Source organism: Pseudodesulfovibrio mercurii (genome assembly GCF_000189295.2).
Lineage (GTDB): Bacteria > Desulfobacterota > Desulfovibrionia > Desulfovibrionales > Desulfovibrionaceae > Pseudodesulfovibrio > Pseudodesulfovibrio mercurii.
The window spans coordinates 2011789-2024741 of the sequence record NC_016803.1; the positions used below are offsets into that span (position 1 = coordinate 2011789).

11 protein-coding genes are annotated in these 12953 nt (G+C 65.0%); 6 read left to right on the top strand and 5 right to left on the bottom strand.

Annotation, left to right across the window (positions count from 1 at the left end; all coding sequences use genetic code 11):
* Positions 1 to 91: 91 nt before the first annotated feature.
* Positions 92 to 697: a MerR family transcriptional regulator gene (locus DND132_RS09155; protein ID WP_014322446.1), complete on the bottom strand. Its 606-nt coding sequence runs from the start codon at positions 695 to 697 to the stop codon at positions 92 to 94.
* Positions 698 to 970: 273 nt separating this feature from the next.
* On the opposite strand from DND132_RS09155, the gene DND132_RS09160 reads away from it, so the two are divergent.
* A complete protein-coding gene (locus DND132_RS09160) occupies positions 971 to 1450 on the top strand; it encodes a DoxX family protein (protein ID WP_014322447.1) in 480 nt (159 codons plus the stop codon).
* Positions 1451 to 1991: 541 nt separating this feature from the next.
* Here DND132_RS09160 and DND132_RS09165 read toward each other — a convergent pair.
* Positions 1992 to 2450: a glycine zipper domain-containing protein gene (locus tag DND132_RS09165; RefSeq protein WP_014322448.1), complete on the bottom strand. Its 459-nt coding sequence runs from the start codon at positions 2448 to 2450 to the stop codon at positions 1992 to 1994.
* 226 nt (positions 2451 to 2676) lie between these two features.
* On the opposite strand from DND132_RS09165, the gene DND132_RS09170 reads away from it, so the two are divergent.
* Entirely contained in the window at positions 2677 to 3630 is a 954-nt protein-coding gene (locus DND132_RS09170; RefSeq protein ID WP_014322449.1) for an acyltransferase family protein, read from the top strand.
* 72 nt (positions 3631 to 3702) lie between these two features.
* Here the strand turns inward: DND132_RS09170 and ald are convergent, their stop codons facing one another.
* The 3 genes from ald to DND132_RS09185 form a co-directional block, all read right to left on the bottom strand.
* Positions 3703 to 4815 carry an alanine dehydrogenase gene (ald, locus tag DND132_RS09175; protein WP_014322450.1) on the bottom strand — a complete coding sequence of 371 codons (1113 nt, stop codon included), beginning with the start codon at positions 4813 to 4815 and terminating at the stop codon, positions 3703 to 3705.
* A gap of 46 nt (positions 4816 to 4861) precedes the next feature.
* Positions 4862 to 5344, bottom strand: a complete 483-nt coding sequence (locus DND132_RS09180) for an Lrp/AsnC family transcriptional regulator (RefSeq protein WP_014322451.1) — start codon at positions 5342 to 5344, stop codon at positions 4862 to 4864.
* A 261-nt stretch (positions 5345 to 5605) separates the two neighbouring features.
* Positions 5606 to 7030, bottom strand: a complete 1425-nt coding sequence (locus tag DND132_RS09185; RefSeq protein WP_014322452.1) for a HoxN/HupN/NixA family nickel/cobalt transporter — start codon at positions 7028 to 7030, stop codon at positions 5606 to 5608.
* Positions 7031 to 7139: 109 nt separating this feature from the next.
* Between DND132_RS09185 and DND132_RS09190 the strand changes: the two genes are divergently transcribed.
* From DND132_RS09190 to DND132_RS18715, 4 genes are all read left to right on the top strand, one after another.
* Positions 7140 to 7892, top strand: coding sequence for a substrate-binding periplasmic protein (locus DND132_RS09190; protein WP_014322453.1), 753 nt, complete (start codon positions 7140 to 7142; stop codon positions 7890 to 7892).
* A gap of 92 nt (positions 7893 to 7984) precedes the next feature.
* Positions 7985 to 9916, top strand: a complete 1932-nt coding sequence (locus DND132_RS09195; protein ID WP_014322454.1) for a sensor histidine kinase — start codon at positions 7985 to 7987, stop codon at positions 9914 to 9916.
* 515 nt (positions 9917 to 10431) lie between these two features.
* A complete protein-coding gene (locus DND132_RS18710; protein WP_014322455.1) occupies positions 10432 to 11802 on the top strand; it encodes an RHS repeat domain-containing protein in 1371 nt (456 codons plus the stop codon).
* A 270-nt stretch (positions 11803 to 12072) separates the two neighbouring features.
* Positions 12073 to 12732, top strand: a complete 660-nt coding sequence (locus tag DND132_RS18715) for an RHS repeat-associated core domain-containing protein (RefSeq protein ID WP_014322456.1) — start codon at positions 12073 to 12075, stop codon at positions 12730 to 12732.
* The last annotated feature ends 221 nt before the right edge of the window (positions 12733 to 12953 follow it).

A 12953-nucleotide genomic window follows, 5' to 3' on the forward strand; every position in this document is an offset into this window, starting at 1 on the left:
CGTGCGCCCGCCGGGTACGCGGCTCTCGCGCACCCGGCGGGACTTTTTCATAGAGAGAGTATGTTCGGGAATGGCGTCCCGGGAACCTGTTCTAAGTAGATACGGATTTGATCTTGTCAAGGAGGTACTTTTCCATTTCGCGCCGATCCTTGCGCAGACGGATCATCTCGGCCTCCATGACCGCAAGCTTTTCCTTGAGCTCCCGGTTCTCGGCCCGGAGCGCCTCGGTGGCCTCCACGGCCACGCCGATGCGCGAGGCGGCCTCCTCCAGCCCCCGGCGCACCTCGGACACGTCCGGCCCGTCCGCGTTCCCGGCGTCGAGCACCGAACGGATGCCCTCGCCCACGGACCGGGCGATCTCCAGCCCGATGGCCGCGGCCATGCCCATGACCTGGTCCATGGACCCGGCCGCCTGGACCGGCGCGGCCGCGCTGGCGGCGACGGGCACCGCGTCCGCCTGCAACGGATAGTCCTGGGACAATTGCTCCATGACGTCGCGGGCCGTGTGGCCCTCCTTAAGCAGCCGGGAAATGGTCGAGAAAATCTCCACGGCCTCGGGCTTGAAGCGCTTCTGGCGGCCACGCCCCACGCTCGGCAGATGCTGGGCGAACCGGTTCTTCCAGTAATGCACCGTGGATTCGGGCAGGTCGAGCTCGCGGGCGATCTCGGCCACGGACAACACCTTCTTGCCAGTCATGTCGCGCTCCCTTGGCTTGCTTGCGGTCCTTGTTGTTTTTCATTGGAGTAGCGGAAATATCGATTCCCGACAAGAAAAAACGGATTCCATCATACTCATTTCACACAGATTTTTCAAAACAACAACCAACCGCAACCTGTTGTGGTTGATATTCTTGAATTTTTCTAGACTTTTTACAGAGAATGCCCACGACCGCAGCCGATTTGCACTCGGGCGCGGAACGCCTTATGGTCGCGTGGCCGCCCCGGCGGACAGGCTTAAAGGGATACGCACATGCAATCACTGCTCGGCTCCAAAACGCTCTACACCCTGGTCAGGGTGTGCCTCGGCCTGCTCTTCGTCTACGCCGGGACGCTCAAGCTCATGCACCCCGAAGGGTTCGCCGTGACCATCAACATCTACGGGCTGGTCTCCTGGAAAATGGCGGGCTTCCTGTCCTACGCCATCCCCACCGTGGAGATCCTGTCCGGGCTCGGCCTGATCCTCGACGTGCGCGGCGCGTTGGCGATCATTGTCGCACAGTTGTTGGGGTTCATGGTCGTCCTGCTCTACGCCATGTACCTCGGCCTCGACGCCGACTGCGGCTGCTTCGGCAACCCCAAGAACACCGACAACGCCCCCACCGGCCCCCTCCACGCCTTCCTCCGCGACGCCGCCATGCTCGCCGCCTGCGCCCTGCTCTACGCCCAACGCCGCACCGCAGGCTTCAGGCCGTGGGGACTGGGACGGCTGCTCGGGAAGAAAAAGCAGTAGGGAAACCGCCTTCGGCGGGATGGGTCGGGTGATTTCGCCTCCGGCGGCCAAAGGGGCGAGCCCCCTTTGGAATCCCTGGGTCGCCTGCGGCGAAGGTGGGAGCGCGAGGGGATGGGCCGGGCGCGGGCTCGGCGGTGTCCCGAAGTGTTCGCAGCGTTCTGAAACGGCGGCAAACCCGCAATCATTCCCGTTCTCCTCCCTCTTCAATAAAAAAACCCCGCGATTTCGGGCGGGGAAAACGGCGGGTGCTTTTTCGTGAAGACGCACGCTCTCCCACCCGTTTTCCCCGCCCGAAATCGCACACCGGCACGGCGGAAGGCGCCCCCCGCCAAGCCTTTCGCCGCCGCACGTCCGAGCGTAGTGAGGCGAAGGGGTCCAGGGGGCCTTGCTCCCTGGCGGGTCCAGGGCAGCGCCCTGGTCTCCCCGAAGGGGCCCCCCGGAAGGGCCGCCGGAGGCATCACCCACGCCACACCCTTGCCAACGCCAACGAGGCAGGACCTTCACGGCCCTGCCTCGTTCGTATGGGGGGGGTATCGGCGAGCTACTGGACGAGCTGCCAGGAGCCGTCGGGCTGGCGGTAGGCCTTGGCGTAGACGGTCTGTCGGGAGCCGTCGGCCATGCGGGCATGGATGGTCACGTCGCGTTCGACGCGGCCGTCGTTGTATTCGCGCGGCGGTTCGGGGATGGCCTCGTACTGGGTGCGGGTATCGGGGTTGACCCACTCGTTGGCGTAGCCCGAGGGCGTGGATTCGAGGGTATTGGCCAGGTGCGCCTGGTCGGCCTTTTCCATTTCATTGCCCACGATGTATCCGGCGAGCAGGCCCACGCCCGCGCCGATGGCCGCGCCCGAGATCTTGTTCTTGAAGGTCAGCGCGCCGAGGGTGGCCCCGGCCAGGGTGCCGATCCCGGCGGCGTTCTGGGTTTGGGTGGTCTGGCAGCCCGCCAGCAGGGTCAGCATCAGCAACAGCGACGTAGTGGTCTTGAGTAGGGCGTTCTTCATGGTTTTTTCCTCCTTGCAGCCTTGCGGGCCGTTCCTTGTTTCGGCCGCTCGGCCTTGCTCTCGATGGGAAGAGAGCATAGGGTGTGCCAGACGCATCAGCTTGGAATAATGGAATAATTTTTACGTGCGCAACGGCTTGCGCACGCAAACTGCGCACCGGGATGCAAGAATTGTCCGTGGAGCGGTGCGGCTTCCCCGGCCGGGGCGATCCTGGTACAAGGGGTTCATGACCGGACGTGACGCGCGCATCGACAACGCCAAGGGCGTGCTCATCATCCTGGTGGTCCTGGGGCACCTGGTCTGGCCGGTGCCGAGCGGCGACCGGCCGGCGGACGGCCTGTATTTCTTCGCGTACCTGTTCCACATGCCCATGTTCGCCCTGATTTCGGGCTGGCTGTCGCGGGTGGAGACGGGGTGGGCGGCGCTGGTCCGGAACGGACGACTGCTCCTGGCCCCGTACGTGATCTTCGTGGCGCTGCACGCGCTCATCCTGCGGCTCATGGGCCAGGAGCCCTACCCCTTTCTCCAGGGATTGTACGGGCTGTGGTACCTGCTCAGCCTGTTCTGCTGGCGCATGGTCCTGCCCTATGCGCGACGCGTGCCGCTGGCCCTGCCCTTGTCCGTCGCGCTGGCCCTGGCGGCGGGATTCGTGCCGTTCATCGGCCTGGATTTGAGCCTGTCCCGGACGTTGGTGCTGCTGCCGTTCTTCCTGGCCGGGCACCGGCTCAGGGAAAAGGGTGTCTCGCCCACGGCCGTGTTCGGCCGACTGACGGGCGGGGCGCTGGTGGCGACCGGACTGCTGCTGGCCGCATGGCTCTCCGGGTATGCTTTCCAGCCCATGCTGTACGGCAACGGGCCGTATGCCGCCCTGGGGCCGGGGGTGGGCGTGGGATTTGCCGCCCGCGCCGTGCAGTTGGCGGCGGCCTTCGGCCTGGGACTGGGCGCGCTGGCCCTGACGCCGGGGGCCGAGAGCCCCCTGACCCGCATCGGCCGCCACTCGCTGCACGTCTACCTGCTGCACACGCTGCTGCTCGTGCCCTACCGCCTGTGGCCCGGCGCCTACGGCGTGCTCGGCTCCAGGGCCTGGCTCCTGATACCAGCGGCCGTGCTGCTGGCCTGGCTCCTGGCCAGTCCCCCGGTGGTCAAGGTCACGCGGCGGCTGGTCGCGCCCCTGGGCTGATCCTGTTTCGCCCAACAAAAAAGGCCCCGGTCGTGCGACCGGGGCCTTTTCATTTTCCGTGTACCGTAAGGGCTACATCTGGGCCAGGGCCTCTTCCGGGGTCATGGACTCGATGTTCAGGGCCGCGCCCACGGCCGGGCAGGTCAGGTTGCCGTCCCAGGTGTTCAGGCCCAGGGCCAGGCCCGGGTCTTCCTTGAGGGCGGCCACGCCCTTGGCGGCCAGGCGCAGGGCGTAGGGAGCGGTCTGGTTGACCAGGGCGAAGGTGGAGGTGCGGGGCACCGCGCCGGGCATGTTGGCCACGCCGTAGTGGACCACGCCGTCGATGACGTAGGTCGGGTTGTCGTGGGTGGTGGCGTGGGTGGTCTCGATGCAGCCGCCCTGGTCCACGGCCACGTCGACGATGACCGCGCCTTCCTTCATCAGGGGCAGCATGTCGCGGGTGATCAGGTTCGGGGTCTTGGCGCCGGGCAGCAGGACCGCGCCGATGACCAGGTCGGCCCGCTGGACCATCTGGCGGATGTTGGGCTCGGTGGACATCATGGTGGTGATGCGGCCCTGGAAGACGTCGTCCAGGTACTGGAGGCGCTGGTGGGAAAGGTCGAGGATGGTCACGCGCGCGCCCATGCCCATGGCGATGCGGGCCGCGTTGGTGCCGACCACGCCGCCGCCCAGGACGAGCACTTCGGCGGGGTACACGCCGGGCACGCCGCCGAGCAGGATGCCGCGGCCGCCCTGGGTCTTCTCCAGGTAGTGCGCGCCCACCTGGGTGGCCATGCGGCCGGCGACCTCGGACATGGGGGTCAGCAGGGGCAGGGTGCCGTCGGCGGACTTGACGGTCTCGTAGGCCACGGAGGTGGTCCCGGCGTCGAGCAGGGCCTTGGTCAGCTCGGGAGCGGCGGCCAGGTGCAGGTAGGTGAACAGGATCATGTCCTTGCGCAGGTACTTGAACTCGCTCGGAAGCGGCTCCTTGACCTTGATGACCATCTCGGCGGCCCAGGCCTCCTCGGCGGTGACCATCTTGGCGCCCGCGGCGGCGTATTCCTCATCGGTCAGGCCGCTGCCCAGACCGGCGCCGGCCTCGACCAGCACCTCGTTGCCCTTGCGGACCAGGGATTCCACCGCACCGGGGGTCATGGCCACGCGGTTTTCCAACGTCTTGATTTCTTTGGGGATACCGATAATCATCTGTTGCTCCTTTGCAAAGCTCTCCGCCCTCTCCGGCGGCCCTACGTTATTTGGTGAAGGTTTCGATCACAGCGTCGGGCAACAACAGCCACTTGCGCCGTGATTTCATGACGACGAACGATTCGGAGGCGTTGATGCCGCCGACCTTGGAAAGATCCTGATCCAGGAACTGGTAGAGATCGTCCATGCCTTCCTGGCAGATGATCTCCACGATGATGTCGTAGCGCCCGGTGACCACGGCCGCCCAGTTGACCCTGGGCAGGGCCCCGATCTGGTCGAGCTTCTCGCCGAGCTGCTCGTGGCTCATCAGGCTGATGCCCACCAGGGCCACGGTCAGCCCCTTGACGCGCATGGGATTGACCATGCCCGCGACCTTGAGCGCGCCCGCGCGCATCAGGTTCTTGACCCGCGAGCGCACCGTGGGCGCGGTCACGCCCGTGGCCGCCCCGATCTTGCCGGGCGACAGCTGGCCGTCGCGGGTCAGTTCGGCAACCAGCCGCTTGTCCTGGGAATCCAATTCGTTTTTCATTTTTGTCAGTCCATATTTTCGATTTGGAAAGCGTGACAGGGTTCTTTTTACCTAAAAGTAAAAAATCTTGTCAATGATTTTTTGCCATCAGCAAAACGGGACAAGGCTGTCCCTCCGACGTGCGCCCGGCGGTAGGGGCCCGGTCCCGGAAAGCGGTTCCGGGGCGTGCCGCAGGGCGATTCCGGGACGGTGGCGAGGGGGATTGCCGGGGCGGTTCGGGCGAGGCCCGACGGCGGCCCCGGGGCGCGTCGCGGGACGCGATCAGACGGTCAGGGAGCCGACGAGCAGGACCGTGCCGAGCAGGCAGATGGCGGCGGCCCCGCACAGGGACAGTCCGGCGTGAAGGACGTTGAACAGGCGGCGGTTGCGGCCGGACAGGGTCAGGGCGGCCTTGCGGGCCGAGACCGCGAACCAGGCGAACAGGGTGGTGGTCAGCCCCATGCCCAGGGCCATGACCACCAGGGCGGCCAGGCCGGTCCAGAGGATGTTCAGGCCGATGGCGAAGGCCAGGATGACGGCCGCGCCCGGACAGGGGATCAGCCCGGTGACGAAGGACACGGCCAGGATGGAGCGCAGGTTTTCGCCCTCGGGTTCGGCGCGGGCGCAGGCGTCGGCCGCGAGGAGCCCGCCCCGGCGCAGGTCGAACACGGCCTTGACCAGGAGGAACAGCCCCATGAGGGCGAGGAGCCCGTACCCGGCGGGCTGGATGGCCCGGCTGGCGGCCGCGAACCCGCCCATGCCCGTGGAGAACACGAGATAGGCCGCGCCCACGGCCAGCACGGCCGAGCCCATATGCACGAAGGTGATGGCGTTGCCCATGAGCGCGCCGGTCATGAGCGATCCGGGGCGGCTCAGGAACCAGGAGCAGACCACGGCCTTGCCGTGCCCCGGCCCCACGGCGTGGACCACCCCGTAGACGAAGGACAGCCCCAGGAACATCCACAGGGCCGGGCCCCACGGGTCGTCCGCAAGTTGGACTCCGAAGGCGTCGAGCCGCGCGGTCAGCGCCTTCTGGGCGGACCGGACCAAGCCCATAAACCGGGCGAGGAGGCCGGGCTCGTCCGTTTCCCCTTCCGCCACGGCGGGGGACGCGCCGGGGATCGCGCTCACGGACAGGTGCACGGCGTCGGGCACGATATAGCGCCAGTAGGTCTGGTCCCTGGCCGGGCGCATGGCGTGGCTGACCGCGATGCCGCCCTGGACGTCGAAGCGCACGCCGTTCTCGGCGTAGATCATGTCCGTATAATAGTCCCTGTCGAACACGGCCATGCGGAAGTCGGCCAGCCGGTCCACGGGCAGGTCGAGGGGCACGTCGAAGTCGTAGACGAAGCGGTTGCCCTTCAGCCCGGCCCGGAAGTGCTCCACCCGGACCGGCAGCCGCTCGCCCCCGGCCTCGACCAGGGTGAAATAGTGGTAGTTGGACAGGTACTGGAAGGCCCCGTCGCGCACGGCCGCCTGGCCCTGGGGCGTGGCCAGGGAGGCCGCGTCCAGGCCCAGGTCGCTCAGGATGGCCCGGGTGAACATCTCGTCGAAGAGCCAGCTCTGGTGCACGCCCGACAGCCCGGCGTCGTCCAGGCGGAAGGTCAGGGACACGTCCACGTAGACGTGCGGGTGGGCTTCGGCCCGGTCCGGGGCCAGGGCCGGACAACACAGGCTCGCCAGGAGAAGGATGATGATCGTGCGCATGGTCGGTTCCGGCACAGATAAGGGAGAGCCGGGAAGATGGCAAGCCCGTTTCCCGGCGGAAACGCCCGCAGCACGTTGCTTTTTCGGGAAATGCGTTCTAAATTGCGCCATGTTCCGCGATTCGGCACGTATCTCCCATCAACCGCCCCTGCTGCTCTGTTTCCTGTGGTTCCTGCTGGCCCTCCCGGTCCCGGCCCAGGCCCAGGCCCTGCGGCTGCGCATCGCGACCCTGGAGCTGGGCGCGTGCGGGCACCTGGAAAAGGGTCGCCCGGTCGGGTTCTGTTACGAACTCGGCGAGATCCTGGCCCGTGCGGCGGGCATGGAGCCGGTCAACCATCTCGTGCCCCTGGCCAGGGGGCTGGACGAGATCGCCTCGGGCGCGGCGGACATGATCATCATGCCGCCGGAAGCGGACATCGCCGACCTGGCCGAGGACATCGGCCGGGTCAAGCCCGTGACCATGGTGGCCTGGGCGCGGGTGGAGACCCCCCTGCGCGACGTCCGCGACCTGGGCGGCAAGACCGTGGCCGTGATCCGGGGCTCGCGGCACGAGCTGGACCAGGCCAAAAAGTTCAAGTTCATCCCCTTCCCGTGCAAGAACCACGAGCTCGGCTTCAAGATGCTCATGGCCGGGCGCGTGGACGCCGTGCTCGGCCCGCTCCAGGGGCTGACCGCCGAGGCCGGGCGGCTGGGCCTGCGCCGCCGCTTCCTGGGAGAGCCGCTGGTCCTGGGACGGGACGACATGCGCGTCTATGCGTCCAGGCGGCTGCCCGAGGACGTGCGCGGCCGCCTGAAGGCGGCCCTGGACCGGCTCATCGAGGACGGGAGCGTGGCCCGGCTGCGGGACAAGTACCCCCTATAACCGTGATGACAGGGTGCGGTGAGTCGTGTACAGGCTGTCGGGAGGATGCACGATTCGGGAGCCCCCTTCCCCCCATTTTTTCCGGAAAGCAGATGCGAGCAGACAACCCCAAGAGAAAACGGCCTCTCCTGACCAGCAGGTCCATCTCGCGGGACCTGACCTTCAGCCTGGTGGTCATCGTCATGATCATCGCCACGGCCCTCGGCGGGTTCATCTACTGGCAGCAGTCCCAGGAGATGTGGGCCACGGCCGAGAAAAAGGGCGAGGACACCATCTCCTCGGTGGCCGAAATCCTGGCCGTGCCCATCTGGAACCTGGACTACGACAACGCCCGGCTCATCGGCTCGGTCTACACCCACGACGACATGGTCCAGGGCATCCGCATCTACGGCTCGCGCAACGAGGTGGTCTTCGCCCACGAGAAGTTCTCGGGCACGCCCGCGGACTTCAGCCAGGTCCGGCCCATCGTCTTCGAGGGCCGCACCATCGGCCGGGCCGAGATCGACTTCACCCTGGAGCGCGAGAAGAAGCGCCTGGACGAACAGATGTTCGTCTCGATCATCATCATCGTGGTCTCCATCTCCGTCATCCTGGCCATCACCGGCCTGCTCCTGCGCGTCTTCCTGAACAAGCCGCTCATGGTCCTCCAGTCCGGCATCGCCCGCGTGGCCAAAGGCGACTTCTCCTACGACTTCGGCGAGGTCTACCACGCGGAACTGCTGGAGATCGCCAAGCGATTCCGGCGCATGTCCATCGAGATCGAGGGCCGCGAGAACAAGCTCCAGACCATGAACAAGACCCTCCAGGAAGCGGAGGAGAAATACCGGTCCATCTTCGAGAACGCCATCGAGGGCATCTTCCAGGCCACCCCGGACGGCGTGCTTCGCCGGGCCAACCCGGCCATGGCCCGCATCTTCGGCTACGACTCCCTGGACGAGTTCCTGTCCAACGTCCGCTCCCTGAGCTCCCGGATCATGGTCAACCCGGACCACATGCAAGGGTTCTTCGACCGCGTGCGCGACCAGGGCGAGGTCAAGCGGTTCGAGGCCGAGTACTACCGCCGCGACGGCAAGACCATCTGGGGCTCCCTCAACGCCCGGGCCATCCACGACGAGCGGGGCAACTTCGTGTTCGTGGACGGCATCCTCGAGGACATCACCGACCGCAAGAAGGCCGAGCAGGACCTGGCCGACCTGAACCGCCACCTGGAACAGTTGGTCCGCGAGCGCACCGAGGACCTGGTCAACAAGGCCCGCGAGCTGGAGGAGGCCAACCAGCGGCTGCGCGAACTGGACGAGATGAAGTCCGCCTTCCTCTCCTCGGTCTCCCACGAGCTGCGCACACCCCTGACCTCCATCCTGGGCTTCGCCAAACTCCTGAACAAGGAGTTCACGCGCAACTTCCTGCCCCTGGTCAGCCCGGAAGGCGCCCTGGCGCGCAAGGGCAAGCGCATCCGCGAGAACCTGGCCATCATCAGCCACGAGGGCGAACGGTTGACCCGGCTGATCAACGACGTCCTCGACCTGAACAAGATCGAGTCCGGCTCCATGGGCTGGCGCGACGAGGAGCTGGACATGAACGAGGTCATCGAGGTGGCCGCCAGTTCGGTCTCGGGCATGTTCGCCCAGACCACCCTGGAGCTGCGCACCGAGATCCAGCCGGGCCTGCCGCACATTGTGGCCGACCGCGACCGCATGCAGCAGGTGCTCATCAACCTGCTCAACAACGCCTCCAAGTTCACGGAAAAGGGCTCGGTCACCCTGCGCGCCTTCCCGCGCTTCAGCCAGCTGCGCGTGGAGGTGGTGGACACCGGCACCGGCATCCACCCCGAGGACCAGTCCCAGATCTTCGAGAAGTTCCACCAGACCCACACCGACGACACCATGGTCAACAAGCCCAAGGGCACCGGCCTGGGCCTGACCATCTGCCGCGAGATCATCGAGCACTACGGCGGCCGCATCTGGGTCGAGTCCGAAGTCGGCGTAGGCTCCACCTTCATATTTACTTTGCCTGCGATGCAATAAGCGGCTTCCGATAGCGGCGCATCTGCACATTTTTTCCGGCCGGGCCAATCCTCACGTAGACGGCTACGCTGCGGTTGGCCCGACCGGAAAAAATGCACAGCTACACCACTCTCGACAAATCCGCAGGACAGCGGATTTGGACGTTGCGGTCTTTCCGCAACGCCCCGAAGGGGTGAGCCCCAGGACGGGGCGAATCAAAGCCTAGTGCGCGCACGGGAGAGAGAGCCGCTGTCGGGTGCTGCGCACCCGAATCGCTCCAAAGAGGTAAGACAGGGCCTTCGACTCTATGTTGAGTCGGAGGCCTTTTTGTTGGGGGTGCCCACCCCGCGAAGCTGCGACAAAAAGCTTGAAGGGGGTCCAGGGGGCATCCCCGCATCCTGTCAAGTTGCTTTTTTATGCTTATCGGGCGCTTTTGGGCGTCATTCTTCAACAAAACAGGGTGTTGGCGAAAACCGGGGGTATGCTGGTTCGGATTCCCGGGGATGGGCCTCGGGGACGAAGCCAGAGAGGTTGCCATGGCAGCACCGTATATGTGTGAGACGAGGCGCGGCCCGGACGGGCGCATTGTGGAGAAAACCGAGACCGTCAGGGGGCGGAAGTCCGTCTGGGCCTACGCCTATGACGGGGACGGACGGCTGACCGAGGCCAAACTGGACGGGCGGGTCATCTGCCAGTGCTGGTACGACCGGGAGGGCCGCCGGGTGCGGGACTATCTGCCCGCCACGGCCGGGGCGAATTATCGGGATTACCAGTATACTCAGGACAACCGGCTGATGCGCGCCGGGTCCGGGCAGTATTCCCACGACGAGCGCGGCTTCCGGTCCATCTGGTCGGACAGGGGCGTGTACACCCTGTACGAGTACAGCCCGGACTACCGGCTGCTCAAGGCCGAGGAGGAGGGCCGGAACAAGGCCTTGACCTTTGACCACGACGATGACGGGCGGCGCTCGGCCAAGTACCTGAACGGGCAGTTGGTCGAGGCCTACCGGTGGCTCGACTTCGTGCGTCTGGCCGCGTTCCACGACGGGCGGCACGGTTACGAGTTCGCCTACCGCGAGGGCGAGCGCACGCCCTACGCCATGCGCCGGGACGACGGGACCGTGGCCGGGCTCTTATATGACCAGGTCGGCTCCCTGCGCGTGGTTGCCGACGTGGACGGAAACGTGATAAAGGAGGTCCTGTACGATCCCTTCGGCGGGATCATCGAGGACACCAACCCGAGCCTGCGCCTGCCCATCGGCTTCGCGGGCGGCCTCCACGACCGGGACCTGGGGTTCGTCCGCTTCGGCTGGCGCGACTATGACGTCAGGACCGGCCGCTGGACCGCGCCCGACCCCATCGGGGACAAGGGCGGCGACCCGGACTGGTACGGGTATTGTCTGGACGACCCGGTGAACATGCATGACCCCATGGGGTTGTTTGCTTGGATCCCGCTGGCAGGAGCCGCGATTGGTGCAGGCTCCAATGCCTATGACAATTGGGATGATTGGAGAAGCGGCAAGATGAGCACAGGCGACTATGCCACATCCGTTGGCCTGGGAGCTGTAACCGGCGCAGTGAGCACCATGGGCGGGGGTATAGGTTCAACCCTTCTGCTTGGTGGCGGCTCTGCCGCCTTGAACGAAGTTGGGAACCAGTACATCAGGACAGGCAAAGTCGATGATGTTGGGAAAGTTGCTGCAGCTGCTGGGAGCGGAGTAATCGGAGGGGCTGCCGGGAAGATCGGCAAGAGCGTCGGAAAGAACTTCGGCAGGATTACACCTTCCATGACGATCCCCCCCAAACCCCTCAAGGATGCGAGCAATCTTGGAAGTGTTGTGAGTTCAACTGTCGGCACGGAGATGACTGACGACTGGCTCAACAAGGCTTTGGACAAGCAAAAATAAGGAAAGTGATGTTAGGCATTGTCTTCATGTTTGTTGCAGGTGCAGTATGCATCATTGGCGGGTTATTTTTGATCCGAGAATGGTACTATACCCGGCATACAGACCTTCGCCCATTTTCATGGAAACGTTGGTTCAACAGAGATGAAGGGCTGAACCCCCTTGAAAAGCTTGTCAACGGAATAATAGGTATAATCATTGGTGCATTTGCGACGTTGATCTTCCTGTCTTCCTTGTAGACTCACCGATACGCCCGAGGAAAAAGCCTCGGGCGTGTTTGATTTGTTGTGGCGAGTGTCGGGCGGAATTTTAGCGGACACCAACCCGAGCCTGCGCCTGCCCCTCGGCTTTGCGGGCGGCCTGCACGACCGGGACCTGGGCTTCGTCCGCTTCGGCTGGCGCGACTATGACGTCAGGACCGGCCGCTGGACCGCGCCCGACCCTATCGGCGACAAGGGCGGCGACCCGGACTGGTACGGGTATTGTCTGGACGACCCGGTGAACGGGGTTGATCCGGCGGGGTTGGAAGGCGGGTTTTGGGATGGGGTCAAGAAAATCGGAGCGGGCTTCGGCAAGCTGTGGGACAAGGCCCCGGCCGGTATCGGTGAGGCCGTTACCAAGGGCGTGAAGGGGGCTGGCAAGGCATTGAGCAAAACGGCGGACGCCTTTGCCACCAACAAGGATTTGCAAAAATATACGGCGATCGCCTTAGGTGCGGGGGCTCTCCCCATCGTGGCGGCGACAGGCTCGGCAGTGGTGCCGGCGGCCATCGGAGCCGCCATGCAGCACCCGGACACGCTCGCAACCATGTCAAAAGCGACTGTCGATTTTGCGAATGGATACTTCGACGAAGGCCCGCCGCCGCCTTCCTGGCCCGGCTATCTCGGAGGGCTACTCGGAAAAGCGAAAGATATCCACAAGAAAAAGAAGTGATTATGAGAGTAAAACCGGTGGAAATGGTGCTGAGTGCCGCGATGATAGTAACAAGCCTGCTGAGCATAACGAATGATTATTCCTACTTTAAGGGATTTCCCGTATACTCCTGGGTTGAATACATTATTCTGGGGGGAGGTGTGTTGATCCCCGTCCTGGCTTGGTTCCTCCGGTCACCAACTCGGAATAAACAAAAATAACGGTAGGAAACGCCCTGGGAA

What these genes read in the sequence shown, in the direction of transcription:
- DND132_RS09170 (WP_014322449.1), top strand. Translation starts at nt 2,677, where the DNA reads ATGACCGGACGTGACGCGCGCATCGACAACGCCAAGGGCGTGCTCATC.
- ald (WP_014322450.1), bottom strand. Translation starts at nt 4,815, where the DNA reads ATGATTATCGGTATCCCCAAAGAAATCAAGACGTTGGAAAACCGCGTG.
- DND132_RS09155 (WP_014322446.1), bottom strand. Translation starts at nt 697, where the DNA reads ATGACTGGCAAGAAGGTGTTGTCCGTGGCCGAGATCGCCCGCGAGCTC.
- DND132_RS09165 (WP_014322448.1), bottom strand. Translation starts at nt 2,450, where the DNA reads ATGAAGAACGCCCTACTCAAGACCACTACGTCGCTGTTGCTGATGCTG.
- DND132_RS09160 (WP_014322447.1), top strand. Translation starts at nt 971, where the DNA reads ATGCAATCACTGCTCGGCTCCAAAACGCTCTACACCCTGGTCAGGGTG.
- DND132_RS09195 (WP_014322454.1), top strand. Translation starts at nt 7,985, where the DNA reads ATGCGAGCAGACAACCCCAAGAGAAAACGGCCTCTCCTGACCAGCAGG.
- DND132_RS09190 (WP_014322453.1), top strand. Translation starts at nt 7,140, where the DNA reads ATGTTCCGCGATTCGGCACGTATCTCCCATCAACCGCCCCTGCTGCTC.
- DND132_RS09185 (WP_014322452.1), bottom strand. Translation starts at nt 7,030, where the DNA reads ATGCGCACGATCATCATCCTTCTCCTGGCGAGCCTGTGTTGTCCGGCC.
- DND132_RS09180 (WP_014322451.1), bottom strand. Translation starts at nt 5,344, where the DNA reads ATGAAAAACGAATTGGATTCCCAGGACAAGCGGCTGGTTGCCGAACTG.
- DND132_RS18710 (WP_014322455.1), top strand. Translation starts at nt 10,432, where the DNA reads ATGGCAGCACCGTATATGTGTGAGACGAGGCGCGGCCCGGACGGGCGC.